The sequence below is a fragment of the Paenibacillus sp. FSL H3-0329 genome (assembly GCF_037963285.1).
Classification (GTDB): Bacteria; Bacillota; Bacilli; order Paenibacillales; family Paenibacillaceae; genus Paenibacillus_AQ; species Paenibacillus_AQ odorifer.
Genome location: NZ_CP150150.1, coordinates 407,811 through 430,623 on the forward strand (window position 1 = coordinate 407,811; position 22,813 = coordinate 430,623).

The window sequence follows — 22,813 nt, forward strand, 5'->3', positions numbered from 1 at the left end:
TGGAGCTGTGATGATTGCGGTTTCATTTCTCATCTTATTGTGCTACTTTCAGCCACTGTAATCAATTCATTCTTTCGTCCAATACGTTCGCAAAATGGTATAGGTTAGCTTGTTCTAATGAAAAGAAGGGTGTTTCTTCTCATTACCCATTCTAAAGGCCTATTAAAATGATTCTATTATCCTTATTTTTAACTATTAGGTCAGTAAATATTTATTTTGCTAGTACAATTTATTTTATGTAACGGACGAGTATCGTGATAATCGGACAAGATCTTTGAAAAAAAATCTTTTATTTTTCGTTTTTAAAATAGAAAGTAACCAGGAATCGACACACTTTTCCGCTTTCTTTTTGTATAATGTTATTGCAGATAGTAATTTTATAGTTTTTTAAGCAGATCCTTTCGTGAAAAGGGTCCAGTAAAAGGTAAACTTGCCGAAAGGCAGGGGCACAAAGTCGCGGGTCTAAGGTAGAGATACTATGACAGCCGGATTGCCTGGGGACGTAAAATCTTAGGGGGAGATTTTTTGGAAAAGTCCAACCAGGGTAGCAACAGAGAACAGCAGTTTATTGATCTGGATCAAGAGTGGGTACATTTATTATTAGCAGCTAAGAAGGCTGGCATTAAGGCAGATGAAATCCGCCAGTTCTTTCATGAGAAAACTGTGCAGATCGTGCAGTAATACATTAGAGGGGTTACATATCGAAAAAGGGCACAGCGGTTCTTCGCTGTGTCCTTTTTCGATATGATTTAGTAGAAGAGAGGATCGTACCAGATTAGTAGGAAGTATTAATCCTTTTGATCGAGCTTCCATTTCTGATAGTCCAGAAATTCTTTGAATTCGCGTTTGCTAATGCCTGAGTCCATAGCTTCCTGCACCAATCGGAACCATTCCGAATCTAAATGTGATTCCTCTGCATCATTTGGTTCTCCATAGAGTAGGGCATGAATGGATACCTGAAGCGCGTCAGCGATCTTTTCGATAAACTGGATGGATGGATTGGATTGGATGTTTCTCTCCACGTTGCTAAGATACGACTTAGCCACATCTGCTCTGTCCGCAAGCTCAGATAGGGAGAAACCCTTGTCTAGGCGGAGCTGCTGGATACGTTGGCCCATATTCTGTGGCACTATGCTGACGCCCCTCCGTAATTTTTGTTATTAGTATAGCAAATATCAATAAATCGGACAAAGTTTATTGTAAAGAGAAGAGCAGCAATCTGCTTATCCGTGGCCGGATTCAGGATCTGCTGCTCTTCGAGTATTTTATTAAATTACTTTATTGATCTTAGTAGTCTTTTTTCGCACCTTGTTTAGCTACGAAATCCCAAGTCAGTGTTAAGCTATCGCCTTGGAAAATATTTTGATCTTGGTTATTTTCCACAAATTCGAATTGGACGGAGAAGCTGTCATTGGTACCGGCTTTAATACCGGATGCTTCGGTAAAGAGTTGATCCCAACCTGTATTTTTTACGAGATCCGGATGCTGACTTTTTAAAGCAGCAAGTGTAGTCTCATAAACTACATTTTCAGGAGAGACGATAGGTACTCCTTTATCATTATTTCTAAGGAATTTAACTTTAATGAACTCGGCTAAATCCAGGTAGTTATCTCCTTTAGCATCCGTGATTTGAGTCGATGTATTCAGAATGATAGATCCGATATCGAGCGAACCATCGTTTTTCAATTTGAAGGATTTAGTTACAGTATCACCTGGTTTCAGGTTAGGAATATTAACGATGACAGAAGGGTCGGAGTTCAGATCGAGTGTACCCGCTGCGAATGTAGCTGTGCTTTGCGCAGTGTCGCTAAAGTATGCGAAGGTTCCTCCGCCGATTAATGATAAACCCAGTGCTGCAGATGCTACGCCAAGACCCAATGTTTTCTTGATACCCATAATAAAATTCCTCCTCAAATTTGTGTTTGAATTTTTTATAAAATTTATATATTGTATCTTCCGGTTCGTAAGCGGAAGTGGACAATCAACTTAGGGCTGTGTTTCTGTTGGGGACGGTGAGGCTGGCAGTAGGGCAGCATTTTTCTTTTCTAATGCAGCTACAGCCTTCCAAGAGGTATACAGAGCATAGAGCAGAAGCATCAAGCCAGGCACGATCATGAGGACTACACTTCCAGCTTTGGAAACCGCGAAATTCATAGCGTAACCGACATAGGGTACAGTGACCCCGGTATACTGAGCTACAACATTCGCAGAACTGGTAGGGTTCATGTCGGGTGCGTCGTTGTTATCGCCTTTAGTGCGATAAACAGCTTCACCAGTAGCGTTATTGACGGTCGCTTCTACAATCCGGTGAGTAATGAGCAGATTATCTTCGTTCCTAAAGGTGATGACATCGCCTGGTTTGAAACGATTCATATCCCCTCCGGGTTTTAATGCGACAATTGAGCCTGTCTGAATTCCTGGTTCCATCGATCCTGAGAGTACGGTTTTGATCTCATATCCGAAGAAAGCAGGTTCACCACCGGAGGCCTTGGATAACACTACGGCTGCCACCAGCAGAATAAAGATCACAAGCATTAAGCTCGATAAGGTATTATTGATAATTTTTTTAATTCGCATCTTATTCTCCACCTTTCTCAGGTTGAGGGTCCGAAGGAGCCTGGGTTGCTACCGGCGGGGTAGTCGTACTGTCTTCCGCCTTTGGCGTCTCTTGTGGAGCCTCTTGCTGAGGAACATCTTTTGGAATTGTGAGCTCTTCACCAATTTCCGGCTTAACCGGGTCAGTGGCTGGGGCTTCAGGTTGTTCTTTATTTGGGGCTTCCGGAGCAGCTTCACCTGACGTTGGAGGGGTTGCCTCAGCTTTCGCTTTATCCTCGGCTTCTTGTTGCTTTTTCTCCTCAGCCAAACGTTCTTCTTCCTTCTTCGCTTCTTCTTCTTTCTTTGCTTGCTCTTCTTCTAGCCGAGCTTTTTCAAGCTCTTCTAGTTTTTGCTCGCGAGTCTGACTGATCATTTGGAGTTTATCTTGAAGGGTAGTGATACCTGAGGTTGCCGATTCTTTAAGGTTAGTCAATTCGGTATTTAGAGCTTCATAAGTGGAGGTGAGGTCGCTAGAGATCACGCCATCTGGTTGAGTGAAGGTAATCAGGAATGGCAGTGGCTGTGGGAACTCTCCTTCGCGTAATTCAAGTTGTCCATAAACATCACTGGTAACTACCGAAGCGAATGGAAGACCGACATCGTGTATGGAGGTTAGGTAACTAATAACTCCATTTAAGGAAGCATTCAAGGATTCCGAGATCACACCACTTTGATTCAGGCTGCTTTGTAAATCTCTGAAAAATTGCTCATCCTTGATTTCTAGACAGTTTGAATCTAGAGAAGTCATATATCCTCCTATCTGGAAGAGTAAGGCTGCTGCTGCACTTAGCTCATTGTGGATTTGATTCCAAATTTGGCTGTTAGCCGCCAGTTGCTCGTTAACGCTATCTATTTGGGATTGAAGCGCCGCTATTTGCGAAGAAATCTCTTGTGCAGCGACATCAAGCTCTTCCAGCGACATCCCTTCTATTCCCGAAACGTCCGAGTAGTTAGCTGATGAGGAAAAGGGTTGTAGTGATTCTTTTAAAGTGAGCGCTCGATTAACATGTTCTTTGAACTCTGTAAGCAGTGCCTTGATCGAATTCGGAAATACTTCGCAAAAGCTAATCGTGCTAGTGGTTTGCGCAGCAGCTCCAAAGCCTCCATAGGTACCACCAACTTGCTGCGAGGTATATAGAAATAAGACGGAGACAGCCATTCCTGATTGCAGTATACGTAAACCAATTTTCCTGTTTCTTCTAGGTCTTCTCCTTGCTGATCTGGGTCTCAGAGGAATACCTCCCCTCAATGTCTGTTTCTTTGGTTCGTTATTATCGTTCTTTATTAAGAACAACTTCTGTAATGAATCATACATGGAATAAAACAAAAAGAAAACTGCCAATAACGCGCATTTGTACTCTATAAAGAACAAAAATGATAATTTATCTCTAAATAACTCCATTTATCGCTCGATTACTAAATATATTCGCAATAAAGAACGATCTATTAGGGTGATTCGCATAAAAATACCCGGCTCGCAGTAAAAACGCGAGCCGGGTATAAGTGGAGTAATGAAGTTGAGAATATAAATGTATATGTTACGGAAGTTTTGAACCACGTGAACTAACATACAGGTCGTACCATTCCTTACGGCTAAGCTCCAGCTTGTCCGCATCGGCACAGGCAGTAATACGCTTCGGATTCACAGTTCCAATAACAGGCTGAATGGCAGCTGGATGTGTCATTAGCCAAGCCAATACAATAGCTTCGGGTGTTGTTCCTTTTTCATCTGCAAGCTGTTGGACCATAGCTGCTGTTTGGACGATATTCTCCGGTTGATCCTCTAATGAACGCCCGCTAAATAGACCTTGGGCGAGTGGCCCCCAGGCTTGAAGCTGAATGTTCTCCATTCGACAATGTTCAAGGGTTCCCTCAGGAAAGATAATATCCTTCCAGGGTTCACGATTTACACTGATTCCAGCATCCACCCAGCTGATCTTAGCCAAGCTCATATGCAGCTGGTTTACGATAAAAGGTTCATCGCAATAAGTCTGCAGCAGCTTGATCTGAGCGGCGCTCATATTGGAAACCCCGAAATGACGAACCTTACCAGCGGCCTTCAGTTGATGTAATGCGGAGGCTACTTCCTCAGGATCCATTAAGGGATCGGGTCTATGCAATAGAAGAATATCAATGTATTCGGTCCCAAGTCGTGACAATATTCCATCCACGCTGTTCAGAATATGTTGGCCAGAGAAATCAAACGTATTAGTGCTGTCCCCAGGCTCCATTAGCTTAATTCCACATTTAGATTGAATTATGATTTCTTCACGTAGTCCTGGACGATCCTTAAAAATCTGACCGAATACCTTCTCCGCCTTGCCACGAGTGTAAATATCTGCATGATCAAACATGTTGATGCCGATAGAAAGTGCGGCATCGACCGCTTCATGCCCTTGTTTAACATTCTCCGCAGTAATCGGCTCATGGTCCCAGTCACCGCCTAGTCCCATGCAGCCTAAAGCAATGCGGCTTGCGGGAATCCCGCGCTTGTTTAAAGGTAACGCTTTCAACAATGTGATTCCTCCTTGGAAAATATGATTGCGTACTTGTAGTTATTGTACACTCTCAGAAGCCCGTATGGTATTTTTTGTCGCTGGAAGAGCGGTGTTTGGTCTCCTCTTTATTCTTTTCTTCTTGCTTTTCCAGTGTCAAATCTTCCATCGGAATCGGGTCTACATTCTGCTCACTTTCATGAAGATCGAATAGACTTTCTTTCTCTGTTGGATATTGTTCCGGGTGATCCCGTTTGTCACTATTCAGCTGATGTTTTTCTTGGGTCATTTTTACCGCCTCGCCTTCCTTTGAGATTTAATGGATATTGTGCTCGTTAATAAACGTATTTTGACTCCCTTAAACAGAAAAAGAGGCCATTAGGCCTCTAAATTCAACGGTGTCCCTACGTCTTTTAGCTTGCGTGCTACAACATCATCGTATAGGCGCTGCAGCCATTTCAGCTCAGTCAGGGTGTGCTCATATGTACCGTACATTAGATGCAGGGCAGAACGAGGCACGATGGAGATATGCTCCTCGTATACCTGATAAGCCAGATTAACCTGATGTTCTGTTTCCCGGAGACGTTCCTCGAGCAGCTTCTCAACCTTGCTCTGATCGATATGACGGGACATAGCAAGCGCCATATACATCGGATGATAGAAGGGTTCGTTTTTCTTAATTTGTTGCAGGATAAGTTGTTCGAATAAAGCTTTACCTTGCTCTGTTATGGCATAGATCGTTTTGTCCGGCCGATCACTGCTGCGGATGACCTCTAAAGCTTCTATATAACCATCTTGTGCAAGCTTATCCACAGCATAATAGAGTGATCCCATCTGCAGCTTGGTGATCCGGTCCATGGAACGTTCCTTCATCACTAATGTGATTTCATAGGGATGCATGTTCCGCTCCAGCAGTAAACCTAAAATGGCTAATTTCATGGACATAATGGTTACCTTTTGCCCTCTGACGCCTGAACAGCTTTAGCAGGAATGGTAAGACGGTCTTTTGGCATGAGCAGTACAAAGACTAGACCGAGCACTGCAGGAATCAAAGCCCACATAAAGGTTTGTGCAATAGAGGTGGATAACGCACTTGATATTTTTTCTAATATTTCAGCAGGGATCTTCGCTCTTGCTTCAGGTGTTAACGCAGCGCGTGGATCTCCGAAAGCTGCTGACTGTTCACTACCGCCAAAAGCATCGCTTAGACTGTTAGTAAAGCTATTCCGCTGAATAATCCCGAAGATCGTAATTCCCAGCGTCATTCCAAGGGAGCGCATGAAGGTACTGGTTGATGTTGCCGACCCCCGTTGACGCATATCGAAATTATGGATAGCTGCCATGCTCAGCACGGAGAAGGAAAAGCCTACGCTGAACCCAGTCAGAGCCATAAATACATTAAGCATGAGGCGGGAGGTATCTGGTGATAAAGTGCTTAGGCTGTAGACCCCTGCGACAAAGCAGACTGCGGATAGGATCATAATGTTGCGGAAGCTGGTTTTTGTTGTAAGCAGCCCCCCGGTCTGACTGCCAACGACCGTACCGATCATCATCGGCATAAGGATCAGCCCTGAGTTCGTAGCTGAGCCGCCAAATACACCCTGCACAAAGATAGGGATATAAATAGTAGCTACGATAAAAGCAGAACCATAAAATAAGCTGGTCACGCTGCTTGTTGCAAACAACCGTTTGCGGAACATAGCGAACGAGATCACAGGTTCAGCAGCTACTCTCTCAATAAGGATAAACGCCAGCAAGAGAACAGCAAAACCTACGAATAAGCCAAGGATGGCACTGGAATCCCAAGCATATTGATTACCACCAAGTTCCAGAGCGAACATTAGGCAGATAATCGCGCCAACCAGAGTGAAGGCTCCGCCCCAGTCAATGCGCTGTTTAGCGTGGGAGATCGACTCCTTATAAGAAGTTGCAATCAGGAACAGTGCAATAATTCCTAGCGGCAGGTTAATGTAGAATACCCACTGCCAACCAACATAGTCGGTAATATAGGCACCGAGTAAAGGTCCAAGTACACTGGAGATTCCGAAGACGGCTCCAAAGAGACCGGTCAATTTCCCTCTTTTTTCAGGCGGGTAAATGTCGAAAACGATGGTGAAGGCGATTGGCATTAGTGCACCGCCGCCGATCCCTTGAATGGCACGGTAAATGCTGAGCTGTGTGATACTGGTGGCAGTACCGCACAGAGCCGAGCCAATCAGGAATACAATCAATCCGAAAATGAAAAAACGTTTACGTCCGTACATATCAGAGAGCTTGCCGAAGATAGGGGTCCCGGCCATTACCATTACCATGTAAGCCGAGGTGACCCATACGATTTTATCCAGACCGCCGAGATCTGAGACTATCGTTCCCATAGCTGAAGCTACAATGGTATTGTCCATTGCGGACATAAGAATACCAAGCAGCAGGCCAACTACTACGAGTTTAAGATTACTTTCTTTAGTATGCATGCTTCGCAGCTCCTTCTTCTAAATAGTGATAGTTCTGTTCGAAAAATGTTCATAATTGGAAGCAAAATTTATTATATTCAAATTTGAATAGGGAGGCAATAGTTTTTTTGAAAAATAGAGATGTATAGCCAACCATAGAAGAATACGGCGGTAATAAAGGGACAAACTACCGGTGGAGATCATCTGTGGATGAATTAGGAATGCCTCTTGACATACCCTACGGGGGTATATTATATTATAACCAAGGAGGCTGATTCTTATGTCTACTGCCAAGAAAGAGCAAGCTGCAGAATCCTGCGACATAAATTGTCATTCTTCATCATCAGGAGAACGAAAAAGTCATCATTCGGCAGAATTCAAGAATAACTTGAATACGCGCCTCAACCGGATTGAAGGCCAGATCCGCGGGGTAAAGGGTATGATTGAGCGGGATACCTATTGTGATGATGTGCTCAACCAGCTCGCAGCGGTACAGGCGGCGTTAAATGGTGTCGGTAAGTTGCTGCTAGAAGGGCATATGAAAAGTTGCATTGTTGAGCGAATCGAAGCTGGCGAACATGAGGTTATCGACGAGCTCCTAATTACGGTTAACAAATTAATGAAATAATAAGCTAATGCTTCTAGAGCATAGCTTCACAACATTTATTGGAGGTTATATTAATGTCAAACGCTACATTAAACGTTGAAGGAATGTCTTGTGGTCACTGTGTTAACTCCGTAGAGAAAGCCGTAGGCAATCTTGGAGCAACAGCTAAAGTTGATCTTGCTGCTAAGAAAGTTTCCGTCGAGTATGATGAGAACAAAGTAAGCCTTGGCGCGATTAAAGAAGCGATTGAAGATCAAGGGTATGACGTAGTTTAGTTTGAAGCACAGTAATAAGGCTTGGAGTGATATGGGGAAGCAACCCGAAGCTCCAATGCCTTTTCTTTTAGAAATTATCATACCCTATAGGGGTATGTGGAGGCGTGGAAATCATGGATAAAACCAAAACAACAGCTTCACCAAACGAACAGCAGGCAACTGTACAGATTACAGGGATGACTTGTTCCGCTTGTGCAACCCGGATTGAGAAAGGTTTGTCCCGGATGGACGGCGTATCTCGTGCGAATGTGAATCTAGCCTTGGAACAGGCTACTGTTGGATTTGATCCGACAGTATCAGGGTTGCCACAAATTGAAGATAAAATCCGTTCTCTTGGTTATGACACTATTAAAGAATCTGCGGATTTTGATATATCGGGGATGACCTGTGCTGCTTGTTCCTCACGGATTGAAAAAGTGTTGAGCCGTACACCGGGCATAGCAGCAGTTAATGTGAATTTGGCGCTGGAAACAGCACATGTAGAATATACACCCGGTAATATCAGTCCAAGGGAGATCATGGAGAAGGTAAGCAGTATCGGCTATAAAGCTTCTCTTAAAGAAGACCGCAAAGATCATGTGGATCGTCGTGGAAAAGAAATTCAGCATAAAAAGTGGAAATGGATCATTTCTGCAATTCTTTCGTTCCCATTGTTATGGGCGATGGCGGGTCATTTCTCCTTCACCGGCTGGATTCCAACACCGGATATATTTATGAATCCTTGGTTCCAGCTTGTTCTGGCTACCCCTGTGCAATTTATCATCGGTTGGCAGTTCTACGTCGGTGCCTATAAAGCCCTTCGTAACCGGAGTGCCAATATGGATGTGTTGGTCGTATTAGGGACGTCGGCAGCTTATTTCTACAGTCTTTATCTGACCATTGATTCCTTAAGCATGAAGGGAATGAATCATACTGTAGAAATGTATTATGAGACGAGTGCTGTACTCATTACCCTTATCCTCGTCGGTAAATGGTTTGAGGCGCTGGCGAAAGGCCGTTCCTCTGACGCAATCAAAAGCTTAATGGGGCTTCAGGCAAAAACCGCCCTCGTAATTCGGGATGGGCAAGAAATGAATATCCCGACAGATGAAGTCATTCCTGGCGATATTGTATTGGTGAAGCCCGGTACTAAGGTGCCTGTGGATGGCGAAGTTGTCGAGGGATCTTCTTCTGTGGATGAGTCGATGTTGACCGGAGAAAGTATTCCTGTGGAGAAAAAACCAGGGGATACCGTGATCGGTGCCACTATGAATAAGAATGGTATCTTGAGAATCAAAGCAAATAAAGTGGGTCGCGACACTGCGCTGGCTCAAATTATCCGAGTAGTGGAGGAAGCTCAAGGCTCCAAAGCTCCGATTCAACGGATTGCCGATGTAATCTCAGGGATTTTTGTGCCGATTGTTGTGGGTATTGCTGTGATAACGTTTCTGATCTGGTATTTCTGGGCAGCCCCTGGCCAGTTCGCTGATGCCCTCGAAAAAGCCATTGCAGTGCTCGTAATCGCTTGTCCATGTGCGCTAGGTCTGGCAACGCCAACCTCCATTATGGCAGGATCGGGCCGGGCAGCAGAGCTTGGAATCCTCTTCAAGGGTGGGGAGCATTTAGAGGGAGCGCAAGGGATCCAGACCGTTGTGCTAGATAAAACAGGTACAGTGACGAATGGTAAACCCGTGCTTACTGATGTTGTGACAACAACTGGAATTGCAGCTTATGGAAAAGAAAACGCGGAAAACCGTTTGTTAGCTTTAACTGCAGCCGCCGAAAAGCTATCAGAGCATCCACTTGCGGAGGCTATTGTTGCTGGCGCCGCTGATAGAGGTTTGGCTTTGCCTACTGCTGAGCAGTTTGATAATGTGCCCGGACGTGGAATTATGGCGGTTATCTCTGATCAGCAGGTTATGGTAGGCACACGGCGGATGATGGAAGATCATCAGCTCGATATCACAGAATGGACTCCAATTATGAAGAAGCTGGAGGAGTCGGGAAAGACAGCTATGCTAGTAGCGGTAGAGGGAGAAATCGCTGGAATTGTGGCCGTTGCTGATACGATTAAACCGACCTCAAAAGCGGCTGTAGCCGCGCTTCATGATATGGGTATTGAAGTCGTTATGATCACTGGTGACAATAAAATTACAGCTGAGGCTATTGCGAAGCAGGCAGGGATCGAAAAAGTGTTAGCAGAGGTTCTGCCAGAGGGCAAAGCTGAAGAGGTTCGCAAGCTCCAGCAAAATGGGACTAAGGTTGCCATGGTTGGGGATGGGATCAACGATGCTCCGGCACTGGCTACTGCCGATACGGGTATGGCGATTGGGACAGGAACGGATGTAGCTATGGAAGCAGCAGATATTACGCTGATGCGCGGGGATTTGAAGAGTATTCCTGATGCGATTATGATGAGCCGCAAAACGATGAGAAATATTAAACAAAATTTGTTCTGGGCGCTTGCTTACAATACAATAGGAATACCGATTGCTGCACTTGGGTTTCTAGCCCCATGGCTGGCAGGAGCTGCGATGGCATTTAGCTCCGTGTCTGTTGTCTTGAATGCACTTCGGCTACAGCGGGTAAAGCTGTAATATCACCATCACTATTTAGGGAGTGGCCACAGTGCAAGTAAATAACGATACAATTTCTCTGTTAATGAAACATGCCTCTGTCCGCAAGTTTCAGGATAAGCCAGTAAGTGAAGATCAGCTTAGCGCTATTATTGGAGCAGCTCAGATGGCTTCAACCTCAAGCAATGTTCAGGCCTATAGTGTTATTGCAGTTACTGACCCGGCACTAAAGACGGAGCTTGCGGGATTAGCGGGCAATCAGGCTTATATAGAACAATGCCCAGTGTTTTTGGTCTGGTGCGCTGATCTGTATCGGCTGCGCGAGGTGACGAAACCTCATTTGCAGGGAGAGACTTCTTATGAAGATTCTGCTGAGAACCTGATTGTAGCTACCGTTGATGTTGCGCTTGCTGCACAGAATGCTGCAGTGGCTGCGGAATCACTAGGACTTGGAATTGTATATATCGGTGGAATCCGTAACCGGATCGCTGAGGTATCGGAATTGCTGGGACTGCCTGAATTGGTCTACCCGATATTTGGGATGTGTGTGGGTTATCCTGACGGAGCTTCGGGCCTGCGTCCGCGGCTTCCACTAGAGGCTGTTCTGCATCGTAATCGCTACAATGCGGAAACCACTGTGGAGCAGGTCAAAACTTACGATAAAGTCTCTTCAGACTATATGCGTGAGCGGACCCACGGTGCCAAAGACACCCCTTGGTCGGCCATTATGGCGGAGCGATTGGCACAGCCAGCACGGCTGCATATGAAGGAGTTCCTGCTGGAAAAAGGATTCCTTCGAAGATAACTAAACTTTCTTCACCTAAAGAGGCTGCCTTATTAGTAGTTCATTCTACTGATAGGGCAGCCTCTCTTTTTTATTCGGAGCCAGGAAGGTGACAGTTGTCATCTTAAAGAAATGACAGTCCATACTAATGTCATGTCTTCTTTTTCCATATGATTGAAATAGATCAAACGCATTCGGAAGCGGAGGGATTACGTTATGGATAATATTATAGAAATGCACGGAGTCAGCAAAATATATAAGGATAAAAAGGCTGTAGATAATATCAGCTTTAACATTGCTAAAGGTTCGATTACAGCTATTCTGGGACCGAATGGAGCGGGTAAAACAACGGCATTAGGCATGCTGCTGGGGCTAATAGAGCCTACCGAGGGTACAGTGGAGTTATTCGGGCATCATCCGAAGGATAAAGTGGTACGAGAAAAGACAGGAGCGATGCTGCAGGAGGTAAGTGTAATGGATCGGCTAAAGGTGCGGGAGATCATTGACCTGATCCGCAGTTATTATCCAAAGCCTATGGATATGGAGTTTCTAATTAAGGCTACTGGACTTGCGCCAGCCGATTTGAATAGATACGCCGAGAAGCTCTCGGGCGGTCAAAAGCGTAGTTTGGGTTTTGCGCTAGCCCTCGCGGGTAATCCGGAGCTGATCTTTTTCGATGAACCTACAGTCGGACTTGATATTACTTCCCGGCGGCGGTTCTGGGAAACGGTTCGTGGACTTGCGGAGCAAGGAAAAACGATTGTGTTCACGACCCATTATTTGCAGGAAGCAGAAGATATCGCGGATCGTATTCTGTTATTCAGTAAAGGCCACTTAGTTGCGGACGGAAGTCCAGATGAGATTAAATCGCGGATTGTGAAGCGTTCCGTGTCCTTCCTGCCTGTGGGTGATCGCTCGCAATTGCGCAGCAACCTGCTTGACCTAGCTGCTATAGAGGATTGTTATGAAAAAGATGGCCGCATTCATGTGACCACAGAGGATACAGATGAGGCGCTTAAAGCGATTTTTGTGGCTGGACTTCCCGTGAAGGATGTTCGAATTGATCAGGGACGTTTGGATGAGGCTTTTGAACAATTGACCATGAACCAAGAGGAGGCTGTCTAACCATGAGACTAATTACTGTACAGTGTAAAGCAGAAATGCTGCGGATCATCCGTAATCCCTATTATGTGTTCTGGTCTTTGCTCATGCCCATCATGTTCTATTTCATCTTCACCCGGGTGGTCAATACAGGTAGCGATGACCTAACGTGGCGTGCTCATTATTTAATGTCTATGGCGACCTTCAGTGTAATGGGCTCAGCCATTATGACGCTTGGCATCCGGTTGGTGCAAGAGCGAACACAGGGCTGGACCACCTTTATTCGGATTACACCGCTGCCGGGTTCGATCTATTTTTTCGGAAAAATGTTCGGACAGACGATGATGCATCTGTTTTCGGTCATTTGTATTTTTATCGCAGGCTATTTAATCAATGGCGTCTCTTTATCCGCGGGTCAATGGGTGCTTAGCGGGCTGTGGATCCTGATCGGTTCTCTACCATTTTTAGCGATTGGTACGCTTGTAGGTGCTATGAAACGGGTGGATACAGCCAGTGGAGTCAGCAACGTGATTTATATGGCTCTTGCTGTAGCAGGGGGCATGTGGATGCCGATTGAGATTCTGCCACGATTAATGCAGCGGATTGGTCATTGGTTGCCTTCCTATAACTATGGGAATGGAGCCTGGGAGATCGTTCGTGGATCAGCTCCGACGTGGAGTAATGTCTTGATTTTGCTCGGATATTTGGTAGTTTTTATGTTACTATCGGTCTATATTCGAAAAAAACAGGAAGCGGTGTGAATGAATGGCTGAGCGTGCGAAGTTCCGGTTATTTCCACAAAAACAGGGGTTTTTCCCTTTTGTATGGGCTGTTTATCTGGTTTTGCCCATCCTGAATTTGCGCGGGGAGACTGGAATGAAGCTCATTCTGGGCGGGATTATGATAGCGGTATTTGCCCTCAGCTATCGCCAGCTGTATTGGGTGCGGGGTGGAGTGTTTAATGTTTGGTTAATTATTCAAATGTTGATCATCGTGGTGCTTAGTGTGTTCTATACCCCCTATAATCTGTACATGGGCTTTTTCACCGCAAATTTTATCGCATATTATACGGAGAATAAAGGTTTCAAAATTGCATTTACTTCTTTTGTGATCATGATCCTTTCGGTGCTGGTCTTAGTGGGTCGTGGGATGGAGTGGGGAAGTGTGATATTTTTAGCTCCGTTTATTATTATTATGTTGATTAGTCCGTTCGGAGTGAGGTCCATGAATCGGAATCAGAAGCTGGAGAAAGAGCTGGATCAAGCGAATGAGGTAATTAAAGAGCTGGTGAAGCGTGAGGAACGAATGCGAATCGCCCGTGACCTGCATGATACCCTTGGCCATACCTTGTCCTTGATTACGTTAAAGAGCCAACTCGTAGAGAAGCTGGTGACGAAAAATACGGAGCGAGCCCAAGAGGAAGCGCGGGAAATCCAGCGCACTTCACGGGCTGCGCTCCGTCAAGTGCGTGAGCTAGTGTCGGAAATGCGTGCGGTCTCAGTAGCAGAGGAACTGGCTGAAGCTGGAGAGATGCTGCGGACGGCAGAGATCGCCTTAGAAGTGGAAGGGGATATCTCTCTGGAGGGGGTATCCGACCTGACGCAAAATATCCTCAGCCTCTGTATCAAAGAAGCGGTGACTAATATCGTGAAGCATAGCAGAGCGGATAAATGCTTCATAGGAGTGGCAAAGCTGGCTGGAGAAGTGCGAATTACCGTTAAAGATAACGGTATTGGCCTACAGCACGGGGAGAAAGGGAACGGCGGGCTTAACGATGGAAATGGCATGAAGGGGATGGCGGAGCGCCTATCCCTGATTGATGGCTCCCTGTCGCTAAGCTCAGCTGAGGGTCAGGGAGCTAAGCTGATCGTTGCCATCCCGCTAATCGTAAAAGATGCACAAGGGGGTGAGACTGCATGATAAGCATTGTTATAGCGGAGGATCAACGTCTGCTTCGGGGAGCGATGGCTTCTTTGCTGGATCTTGAAGACGATATCGAAGTAGTCGGAGAAGCTTGTGATGGGGCGGAGGCGTTAGCTTTAATCGACAAGCTTCAGCCGGATGTCTGTCTCATGGACATTGAAATGCCGTTCAAGAGCGGGCTGGAGGTTGCAGAAATATTGCGGAGTAAGGGGTGTCCGACCCGTATTATTATTTTGACTACCTTTGCCCGTCCGGGATATTTTGAGCGTGGAGTAAAGGCTGGTATTCAAGGGTATTTGTTGAAGGACGAGCCTGTAGATAAGCTAGCTGAATCTATTCGTCGTGTCATGGCTGGACATCGGGAGGTATCTCCGGAGTTAGTCTTTGGCAGTTTGCGGGAGGAGAATCCATTAACAGCACGGGAGCGAGAGATTTTAAAACTGGCTGGAGAAGGGCAAACCGCGAGCGAGATAGCCTTTTCGCTGCATCTGTCTTACGGCACTGTCCGCAATTACATCTCTGAAATACTCAACAAGCTGGAAGTGAAAAGCCGGATTGAGGCGGTACGGCTGGCGGAAGAAAAAGGCTGGATTTGAGGGGAGAAGGGTATTGTTATGCAAATATTTCTGATTCGTCATGGTGATCCGGACTATTCCATAGATAATCTAACGGAATTCGGGCATCAGGAAGCAGCAGCGGCATTGGGAAAACGCATGGCATCTATCGGTCTGGTTGAATTATATGCTTCACCATTGGGGTATGAACTATCGCCCAAGGGGATTAATGGGTAATCATGTTTAAGGTGACTGATTAAGAGCGAGCTAGGATATTGTCTATGAAGTGAAAGGCCATCCCGCAGAGGATGGCCTTTTTTTTAAATACAACAAGAACGTATAAGTTCGGCACGATACATTACCTTCTATTTCTCGCATAAGCGCTTACCGTTCTTTAGGGACATCGAAGGCATTTTTGCTTGCATATAAGAATCGTGCCCCTTGCCCAGTTCCTGATTTCCACTTGCTATTGTACTAACGGACTTAGATGCAGCTATTTGTACATTTTAAGCCTTTTGGAGGAAGTTGCGGACTCGAGAGATCTTATTTTCCATAAATGGAGGGAATATCGTGCTATTTTAGTGATATAAAGTCTCTGAAGTCCGTTAGCATCCCAGAACAGCGAAATAGTTACGAATAAGGGCTGTGGTGTCCGAACGCAATTCTGAATTCTGCTCGCAATAAAGCTACATTGGCAGATAGCAGCAGCTTTTCATGAAATGGTCGACTCATTTTAGTTTTGAGCCTACTCTATCTGAAATTCCACTCTTCACCGTGGATTTAATTTCACCTGTGAACCTTTGCCGCCTGTCTGTATGCCCGTTTCCTTCGTTCCAACGTCCTTCAAGTCAGTCACTAGTCGCTCCAATACGGCCTTGGAGGCAGCCGCTTCTTTGGCGCCGGATGCCTTCACGACTAATTGCACCGGCTTGCCGGAGCGGAGATGCTTATCAGCCTGACGGAGCTTAGTATCGTAGTCGTGCTCTTTAATATGAGCAGTGAAGCGGAGTTCTTTGACCTTCTCCTTGCTGCCGCCCTTTGCAGCTGAACCCCCACTGGCCTTGCGTGCTGAGGCTGCCTCCTTCTGCGCGGCCGCTTTTGCTTTGCCTTTTGCAGTTAGGCTGCAGGGCGGTGGGCTGCTCATTAGCGAGGTGCATACCAGATCAGCACCTGCTGATCTGGCCATGGCCAGCGCCTCTTCCCGGGAGACGATACCCAGCTTCTCACCCCTAAGTCCTGTAAGGACTACTTCGGATGCTCTGATTTGTTCATTGATTAATACTGCCACTTCTATGAATCCTCCCCTGATAACGATGATAAAGCTATCATATATGGAACTAGCTTGAGGTTCAAATGTGGAGCGTAGGATTAGCGTTACTAATCCTCTCAATTTCTTCTTTTATGATTTTTAGGATTAGTTTTTTAGATGATGTTGCTAGATATTCTCGGTTGCGCCGCTGCAATATACCTACTTGAATGAACGGCTCGCTTAGTTCAACATCTATTTTTACGATATCTGTCATTAAAGCTGTCGAATCAAGCACTACCCCTACCCCAGGGTTCTTTCTTACAAAATGAGGAATAGCAGAAATTTGGCTTATGGTGGATAAAGTGGGCTTTGATTCGAATCTCGAAAATTGCTTAGCTAACCGAAGGTAATATAAGCAAGTGCGCCCTCCAGCTATAATTGGATATTCAAGAATTTCTCGAAATGAAATATCGTCTCGTCCGCTTAAAGGATGATGTTCATCTACTATAAAAGCGATTTTCTCGTGATAGAGCGGTTCGAAATAAAAGAAGGACAGGTCGGACGGCTCGCCGCAGATGGCGAAATCCAGTTCACTTTGTAGAACAAGCTGTGAGAGGGAATCAGTGTTACCCTGAATGAAGTTACATGCCATTTTTGGTTTTTGCTCCTGAAACTTTCGCAAGGCGTTCGGTAGGACGGATTCCATCATGGATTCAATGCCTCCGATATGAAGTGTGCCAATTTCGTCATGCTGTAAAGCTTTGGTGAGTTCTGATACATAGTTCCAGTGTTGAATAAGGTTATCGATTTCCGCTGCAAAAACTTGCCCAGCACTTGTCAGTTCTACTTCCCAGCCTCTGTGAAAGAGTTGTATGCCCAGTTCTTTTTCAAGTCGTTGAATTTGGTTGGTAATGGTAGACTGCGCATAATTCAACTTCTCGGCAGCGCGTGAGAAAGTGCCTTCTTGAAGAATGGTCTTAAAAGCCATCAGTTCTTTTAGATCCATCGATTGTCACCTCTATCGGTATAATTGATTAAGATTATTATCTTATTCAATTATATAAATCAAAATACTGAGAGTACAATAAAAGAATTCCAAAGAAGGAGTGAATTAAAATGCCTTTCATTAGAGTCAGTTATCTGGAGCAACAATACGACATTCATCAGCTAGAAGGAATATGCAGAGCGATTATGAGCGCGTTAATTCAGCATTTCCATGTACCGGAGGATGATATGTTTCAGGTTTTTCATGCGCATAAAGCGGGGGAATATTTTTATAGTAAAGATTATTTAAATATTGAACGAAGCGACGGACTGATATATATCCAAGTTACGCTAAAATCCGGAAGATCAACGGAACAGAAGAAAAGCTTTTACGCGAGGCTAGCCGAGGAATTATCGATGACGCTAAACATCAGAAAAGAAGATATATTCATTGTGCTCGTCGATACGGAATTCGAAGATTGGTCGTTTGGTAACGGTGTTGCTCAAATGCTACAACCTCCGGTTAGGGAGGCGTAATATGGCGCATCAGAAAATCGCCACAAATGTACGGGAATCGTTAGGCGAGTTCGCTCCGGCATTCGTCGAATACTCGGAAAATGTGTTATTTGGGGACTTATGGAGACGTGAGCAATTATCACTTCGGGATCGTAGCATGATTACGATTTCTGCCTTGGTGATGGGGGGCATGACGGAACAACTCCCCTATCATCTGCGCTTGGCTTTAGAGAACGGCTTACAACTTGAAGAAATCGTGGAGGCTATCACCCACCTTTCTTTTTATGTAGGTTGGCCGCGAGCCTCTTCTGCTCTAGAGGTTGCAAAGGATGTAATAGGAAAAAATAAATAACGTCTGACTTTTCAATCCCATCCGTAACCTTTAGGAACTTCATTGGCACTTGTATATAATACGGAAGAAGGGAGCGGGGGAGAAAATGCTTCAGTATATCGAAGAGGCTAAACAAGGAGACCGACAAGCTTTTGAACAGATTGTTAGGCACTTTACACCGATGGCCAATGCAGTTGCGTTCGAAAAGCTGCGTGACTATCAATTAGCGGAAGATGCTGTGCAGGAAGCTTTCACAGAAGCCTTTTTGCATTTGAATAAATTACGAGCAGTAGAGGCATTCCCGGGCTGGTTTAAAGCTATTGTGGTGCGGCAATGTTATCGTATCTTGCGAAGAAAGCAGCATCCTGCATTACCCTACGATGAAGCTGCGCAAGCGACAGAATCTTCATTTTCTATAGCAGATATTATTGAAAAAAAGGAAACCCAGCGGCTGGTTCACGAGTCTATAGCTGCATTAACGTCCAATATGCGGATTGCCGTTCAATTATATTATTTTCAAGGCTACTCACTACAAGAGATTGCTGACTTTCTGGGGACTTCGGTTTCGGTATTGAAGAAGCGACTTTTTGATGCCCGCCGCAAACTGAAAGGTGCATTGCCTGTGGCAGATGTTCTTTCCGTATTCAACCATTTGTACGAAGGGGGAAAAGATGTGCTTCACATTGTAAATGGAGATGTAGTGGGAGAGAAGCTGCGGCAAGGAATCGTTAAAGGTGATGTACTGGTGTGGAGAGAGGTATATTCGCATGGGCCCGTATTTTTGGATCCTGCCGATGGAGATAACCGTGCAGTTCGAGCGCAATATTTGGAACAAACGATGGGAATTCCGCAGAGGGAATTTATTGAAAATAGTGAGAGGCAAGAGAAGATTTTAGCTGATTTTCATAAATATGAAGAAGTGGTGTTATGGTTCGAGCATGATCTTTTCGATCAGACGATGCTCAGTTATTTACTCCATTGGTTCTCGAAGCAGAAAATGTTAACCACCAAGCTAAGCTTACTATGCATTGGAGAGTATCCGGGAATAAAGTTATTTCGAGGACTTGGACAACTTTCTATAGAGCAGATGGAAACATTATCAGGCACATGGAAGCTAATCGGAGCCAAAGAACTAGAAGCAGGTCAAGCACTCTGGGAAGCCTATGTATCACCGAATCCAGAATTGCTGCAACAACGATTAACTACCGATACATCGGCTTTGCCCTTTGCACATGACGCTTTTCAGGCGCATTTATCGCGCTTTCCCTCTACTACAAACGGACTTGGTATCGTAGAACAACTCACGCTGGAGATGATCTATGAGGGAATAAAATCACCCTATGAGCTGTTCAAAAATGTGGGTGATCAGCTTCATATCTTAGGAATGGGCGACTTGCAATATTGGCATATCCTAAGAAAGCTGGTACAAGGCCCGTACCCTTTGCTACAAACCCATGGATGCAATGAGTTCCCTGTTTATAACGATTCAGTAATACAATTTAAAGTCTGTGAGCTTGTATTAACAGAGCTAGGTAAGAGTGTAATAGCTGGAAACGAAGACTGGGTGCAGAAGAATGACAGCGATGAGTGGTTTGGAGGTGTACATCTGCAAGGATTGACTCCGCGCTGGCGGTGGAATCCGTTGGTCGGTGCGCTTCAGGATAGAAGTGCCGAGGCGTAATTTATTAATCTAAATGTTTGCTACACAAGGCATATTGAGCATAAAAAGACTTCCACTAACTTGGAGATACTCAAGCGCTCCAGAGGGGGAAGTCTTTTTGTGTTGTATCCATATATTATATGAATAGTAAATATAGTATATATCATCTATTTAAAGGGTGATTGATCTTTGTTGGAGAATATTATCTATAGAATAAATAGTGAAAGTATTCACTTGTTGATGTAAAGGGAGGAATATTCGTTACACGATAGGAGGATGATGTATCAATGTCCATACAGAATAAAACAGTAATGATAAGAATTGCAAAAGCGAATTTAAAAGCGGAAAAAACCAAAAATTATTTTGTAGGCAGTGTAATAGCTTTAGCTGCATTTTTATTAACTGTTGTAATGACCTTTGGTTATAATTCTTTTACTAACCTACAAAATGAGTCGAATTTCCAAGCTTTATTCTATAACCTCAATAACAATGAAATCTCACGATTGAAAGAAATAGAGGAAATTAATAAAATCGGACTCTATAAGGAAATAGGCAGAGAGAAAAAAGAAGAACGTTTATTGTCCATTCTCTACACGGATCCAGCCATGATGGATTTATCAAATGCCAATATCGTTCTGGGGAAATTTCCTACAAAAGAAAATGAAATTGCAATAGAAAAAGACTTTCAGTTATCCGATGATCGAAGCCTGGGGCTTGGCGATTCTATTTCTTTGCAATTTAGAAACAATGCCAGCAAAGAATTTCAAACCAGCCAATTTGTGATTACTGGAATTCTGCAAACAACCGCATCAGGTAACGAGAATCGAATCGGTTACAATGCTCTGGTATCAAGCGCGTTCGTTGAGGCGGATCCGTTTCTTTCCAAAGAAGATTACTCCGCGGCAATTAGCATCAACAATAGCAGCAGTTATTCCAACGAGGAACTGAAGTCAAAAATCAAAGAAATAGGGCAGCGAATGGGTATCCCTGAGAGAAATATTCAGATCAATAATGTGAATGTGGATAGTAATAATCTGTCAGGAAGCACTGTGATAACCATCCTGTCTATCATGCTGATTATCGTACTGGCTTGTTGGCTTGTCATCTACAATATCTTTTATATTTCAATTACTAAGCGAATTAAACAATACGGACAACTTAGAGCAATCGGTGCAACAAAAAAGCAGATAAAACAGCTTGTTCTATATGAAGGGAAAAATCTTTCAAGAAAATATATCCCTATTGGAGTTATCTTTGGATGTTTAATGAGCTGGATTTTAAGTGGCTTTCACTGGAATGCAGCTCCAAGTTTTTCACTTGCTTTTTTAGCAGGTTTGCTCACCAAAGTAACAGTTAGAGCTTCATTAAACGCACCATCTAAATTCGCATCAAGAATCTCCCCTATAACAGCGATTAGACATGTAGATGCCGATGTTAATACAAAAAAGGAGAAAAGAAACTCTAAAAGACTAACACCATTTTCTTTAGCTGCATTGAACTTATCAAGAAGCAGGAAAAAGACGGTGTTAACTTTGCTGTCTCTTTTTTTAAGCGGAACGCTATTTGTTTCCTTGGGGACATTGTTAAACTCGGTCGACCCAATCTCAAAAGCAGAGAAATATTTTCCAAATCATGGTCAGTTTGATATTCAAATTAATAATGATTTGTATTCTGAAACAACCTCATTAAGTGATCTTCAGACGGAAGGGCAACTATCTACTTCTTTAAAAAATAAAATCCTAGCTATAAATGAAGTTGAGGACGTAATCGAACATCAGTATATTGAAGCTGCTATCGAAGGAATAAAAACGGATGACGGGGCCGCGATAGTCAGTATTGAGAATATCCCTACGTTATACAACGAAAGATGGAGTAGTCATTTGGCTGAGGGGAAGATCCCGGATGTTGATTCATCGGATGCATCCTACATTCTCTTGAACAGCGCCAGTAGTGACTTAGATTATTACGGGGCTCATTACTCTGTCGGTGATCATATTTCATTCATAATTGCTAATGATCAGGAGAAGGCCAAACATGATTTTGAGATCATTGGAGATATTCCGGATAAGAATTCAGGAACTTCATTTTATCTTCCACCCAAAGTAATGCAAACTACAGCCCCTTTTAATAGCAATAAGAGCTACGAAGTTATTACTATGGATAAAGCGAATGAAGAGTTAATAAAGAGTGAGTTAGAGGGTATGATTCTCAATGAGGATACACTCAAATTATTGTCTTTTTCCGAAGTTGTGGAATCCAATAGAATTGCTTTTAGAACTATCACTATTTCAGTGTATAGTTTTATGGTTTTTATAGCAGTATTCAGTATGATCAATCTCTTGAACACCATAATCACCACTATTTCTGCAAGAAAAGGGGAGCTAGGCCTTATGCAAGCCATAGGAATGGGCCGAAAACAATTAATGGCTATGTTAACCTATGAAACAGGATTTTTAGTTGTCGGAAGCTTTACGATGGCTCTTGTTACGGGCAATCTAATGGGATACATGATAAGTAAGAGTGCGGGGAATATGGGGGGGCTTTCCTACATTCAATACCAATTCCCTTGGAGTGCTATTTTCCTGTATTTCTTGGTTATTTTACTTGTCCAGACTGGTATGGTTCAGTTTGTTAGACGAACAATATCGAAGCAGAGCATTATAGAGCAATTAAATTAACGATGCGGAAAGTTTAGCTATATTTAATAAATCCCTCGCCTTTATACGGGCCAAAC

The 22,813-nt window shown here is 44.1% G+C and carries 24 protein-coding genes and 1 riboswitch; of the genes, 14 read left to right on the forward strand and 10 right to left on the reverse strand.

The features are described from left to right. The first annotated feature begins 413 nt into the window (after nucleotides 1–413). A riboswitch (cyclic di-GMP riboswitch) is annotated at nucleotides 414–498 on the forward strand. Between the two features lie 27 nt (nucleotides 499–525). Continuing rightward, nucleotides 526–681: an anti-repressor SinI family protein gene (locus NSQ66_RS01805; protein ID WP_232061118.1), complete on the forward strand. Its 156-nt coding sequence runs from the start codon at nucleotides 526–528 to the stop codon at nucleotides 679–681. 107 nt (nucleotides 682–788) lie between these two features. Here the strand turns inward: NSQ66_RS01805 and NSQ66_RS01810 are convergent, their stop codons facing one another. From NSQ66_RS01810 to NSQ66_RS01845, 8 genes are all read right to left on the reverse strand, one after another. Then, a complete protein-coding gene (locus NSQ66_RS01810; RefSeq protein WP_036682795.1) occupies nucleotides 789–1,118 on the reverse strand; it encodes a helix-turn-helix domain-containing protein in 330 nt (109 codons plus the stop codon). 169 nt (nucleotides 1,119–1,287) lie between these two features. Beyond that, complete coding sequence (locus NSQ66_RS01815) at nucleotides 1,288–1,896, reverse strand: TasA family protein (protein ID WP_036682781.1); 609 nt, start codon at nucleotides 1,894–1,896, stop codon at nucleotides 1,288–1,290. A 90-nt stretch (nucleotides 1,897–1,986) separates the two neighbouring features. Then, nucleotides 1,987–2,577, reverse strand: a complete 591-nt coding sequence (locus NSQ66_RS01820; RefSeq protein ID WP_076101220.1) for a signal peptidase I — start codon at nucleotides 2,575–2,577, stop codon at nucleotides 1,987–1,989. A gap of 1 nt (nucleotide 2,578) precedes the next feature. Next, nucleotides 2,579–3,754: a hypothetical protein gene (locus NSQ66_RS01825; RefSeq protein ID WP_038568378.1), complete on the reverse strand. Its 1,176-nt coding sequence runs from the start codon at nucleotides 3,752–3,754 to the stop codon at nucleotides 2,579–2,581. A gap of 379 nt (nucleotides 3,755–4,133) precedes the next feature. Next, entirely contained in the window at nucleotides 4,134–5,111 is a 978-nt protein-coding gene (locus tag NSQ66_RS01830; RefSeq protein ID WP_036682775.1) for an aldo/keto reductase, read from the reverse strand. A gap of 52 nt (nucleotides 5,112–5,163) precedes the next feature. Then, nucleotides 5,164–5,379 carry a hypothetical protein gene (locus NSQ66_RS01835; RefSeq protein ID WP_051491260.1) on the reverse strand — a complete coding sequence of 72 codons (216 nt, stop codon included), beginning with the start codon at nucleotides 5,377–5,379 and terminating at the stop codon, nucleotides 5,164–5,166. Between the two features lie 89 nt (nucleotides 5,380–5,468). Then, nucleotides 5,469–6,035 (reverse strand): PadR family transcriptional regulator, encoded by a 567-nt coding sequence (locus NSQ66_RS01840; protein ID WP_076134833.1) that lies wholly within the window; start codon nucleotides 6,033–6,035, stop codon nucleotides 5,469–5,471. A gap of 5 nt (nucleotides 6,036–6,040) precedes the next feature. Continuing rightward, nucleotides 6,041–7,561: an MDR family MFS transporter gene (locus NSQ66_RS01845; protein WP_339279520.1), complete on the reverse strand. Its 1,521-nt coding sequence runs from the start codon at nucleotides 7,559–7,561 to the stop codon at nucleotides 6,041–6,043. A gap of 259 nt (nucleotides 7,562–7,820) precedes the next feature. Between NSQ66_RS01845 and NSQ66_RS01850 the strand changes: the two genes are divergently transcribed. From NSQ66_RS01850 to NSQ66_RS01890, 9 genes are all read left to right on the forward strand, one after another. Then, on the forward strand, nucleotides 7,821–8,168 hold the full coding sequence (locus NSQ66_RS01850; RefSeq protein ID WP_051491259.1) for a metal-sensitive transcriptional regulator: 348 nt from the start codon (nucleotides 7,821–7,823) through the stop codon (nucleotides 8,166–8,168). A gap of 53 nt (nucleotides 8,169–8,221) precedes the next feature. Then, the gene (gene copZ / locus NSQ66_RS01855) at nucleotides 8,222–8,422 is read left to right on the forward strand and encodes a copper chaperone CopZ (RefSeq protein WP_036682768.1); all 201 of its coding nucleotides are present in this window, start codon (nucleotides 8,222–8,224) and stop codon (nucleotides 8,420–8,422) included. 113 nt (nucleotides 8,423–8,535) lie between these two features. Next, nucleotides 8,536–10,998, forward strand: a complete 2,463-nt coding sequence (locus tag NSQ66_RS01860; protein WP_036682766.1) for a heavy metal translocating P-type ATPase — start codon at nucleotides 8,536–8,538, stop codon at nucleotides 10,996–10,998. Between the two features lie 31 nt (nucleotides 10,999–11,029). Next, nucleotides 11,030–11,782 carry an oxygen-insensitive NADPH nitroreductase gene (nfsA, locus tag NSQ66_RS01865; protein WP_076101226.1) on the forward strand — a complete coding sequence of 251 codons (753 nt, stop codon included), beginning with the start codon at nucleotides 11,030–11,032 and terminating at the stop codon, nucleotides 11,780–11,782. A gap of 195 nt (nucleotides 11,783–11,977) precedes the next feature. Continuing rightward, nucleotides 11,978–12,886 carry an ABC transporter ATP-binding protein gene (locus NSQ66_RS01870; protein WP_036682763.1) on the forward strand — a complete coding sequence of 303 codons (909 nt, stop codon included), beginning with the start codon at nucleotides 11,978–11,980 and terminating at the stop codon, nucleotides 12,884–12,886. A gap of 2 nt (nucleotides 12,887–12,888) precedes the next feature. Then, the gene (locus NSQ66_RS01875) at nucleotides 12,889–13,623 is read left to right on the forward strand and encodes an ABC transporter permease (protein ID WP_036682760.1); all 735 of its coding nucleotides are present in this window, start codon (nucleotides 12,889–12,891) and stop codon (nucleotides 13,621–13,623) included. Between the two features lie 4 nt (nucleotides 13,624–13,627). Next, nucleotides 13,628–14,782 carry a sensor histidine kinase gene (locus tag NSQ66_RS01880; protein ID WP_076215715.1) on the forward strand — a complete coding sequence of 385 codons (1,155 nt, stop codon included), beginning with the start codon at nucleotides 13,628–13,630 and terminating at the stop codon, nucleotides 14,780–14,782. After that, nucleotides 14,779–15,381, forward strand: a complete 603-nt coding sequence (locus tag NSQ66_RS01885) for a response regulator transcription factor (protein WP_036682756.1) — start codon at nucleotides 14,779–14,781, stop codon at nucleotides 15,379–15,381. The genes NSQ66_RS01880 and NSQ66_RS01885 overlap by 4 nt, the downstream gene beginning before the upstream one ends. Nucleotides 15,382–15,399: 18 nt before the next feature. After that, nucleotides 15,400–15,576 carry a histidine phosphatase family protein gene (locus tag NSQ66_RS01890; protein WP_143758693.1) on the forward strand — a complete coding sequence of 59 codons (177 nt, stop codon included), beginning with the start codon at nucleotides 15,400–15,402 and terminating at the stop codon, nucleotides 15,574–15,576. Nucleotides 15,577–16,108: 532 nt separating this feature from the next. On the opposite strand, the gene infC is transcribed toward NSQ66_RS01890, so the two are convergent. Beyond that, on the reverse strand, nucleotides 16,109–16,627 hold the full coding sequence (infC, locus tag NSQ66_RS01895) for a translation initiation factor IF-3 (protein ID WP_076142327.1): 519 nt from the start codon (nucleotides 16,625–16,627) through the stop codon (nucleotides 16,109–16,111). Nucleotides 16,628–16,688: 61 nt separating this feature from the next. Then, on the reverse strand, nucleotides 16,689–17,594 hold the full coding sequence (locus NSQ66_RS01900) for a LysR family transcriptional regulator (protein ID WP_076142326.1): 906 nt from the start codon (nucleotides 17,592–17,594) through the stop codon (nucleotides 16,689–16,691). Nucleotides 17,595–17,704: 110 nt separating this feature from the next. On the opposite strand from NSQ66_RS01900, the gene NSQ66_RS01905 reads away from it, so the two are divergent. From NSQ66_RS01905 to NSQ66_RS01920, 4 genes are all read left to right on the forward strand, one after another. Further along, on the forward strand, nucleotides 17,705–18,109 hold the full coding sequence (locus tag NSQ66_RS01905) for a tautomerase family protein (protein ID WP_038568393.1): 405 nt from the start codon (nucleotides 17,705–17,707) through the stop codon (nucleotides 18,107–18,109). Between the two features lies 1 nt (nucleotide 18,110). Beyond that, on the forward strand, nucleotides 18,111–18,440 hold the full coding sequence (locus NSQ66_RS01910) for a carboxymuconolactone decarboxylase family protein (RefSeq protein WP_036682746.1): 330 nt from the start codon (nucleotides 18,111–18,113) through the stop codon (nucleotides 18,438–18,440). An 85-nt stretch (nucleotides 18,441–18,525) separates the two neighbouring features. Then, complete coding sequence (locus tag NSQ66_RS01915) at nucleotides 18,526–20,100, forward strand: sigma-70 family RNA polymerase sigma factor (protein ID WP_076142325.1); 1,575 nt, start codon at nucleotides 18,526–18,528, stop codon at nucleotides 20,098–20,100. A gap of 266 nt (nucleotides 20,101–20,366) precedes the next feature. Further along, nucleotides 20,367–22,757 (forward strand): ABC transporter permease, encoded by a 2,391-nt coding sequence (locus NSQ66_RS01920; RefSeq protein WP_076142324.1) that lies wholly within the window; start codon nucleotides 20,367–20,369, stop codon nucleotides 22,755–22,757. The last annotated feature ends 56 nt before the right edge of the window (nucleotides 22,758–22,813 follow it).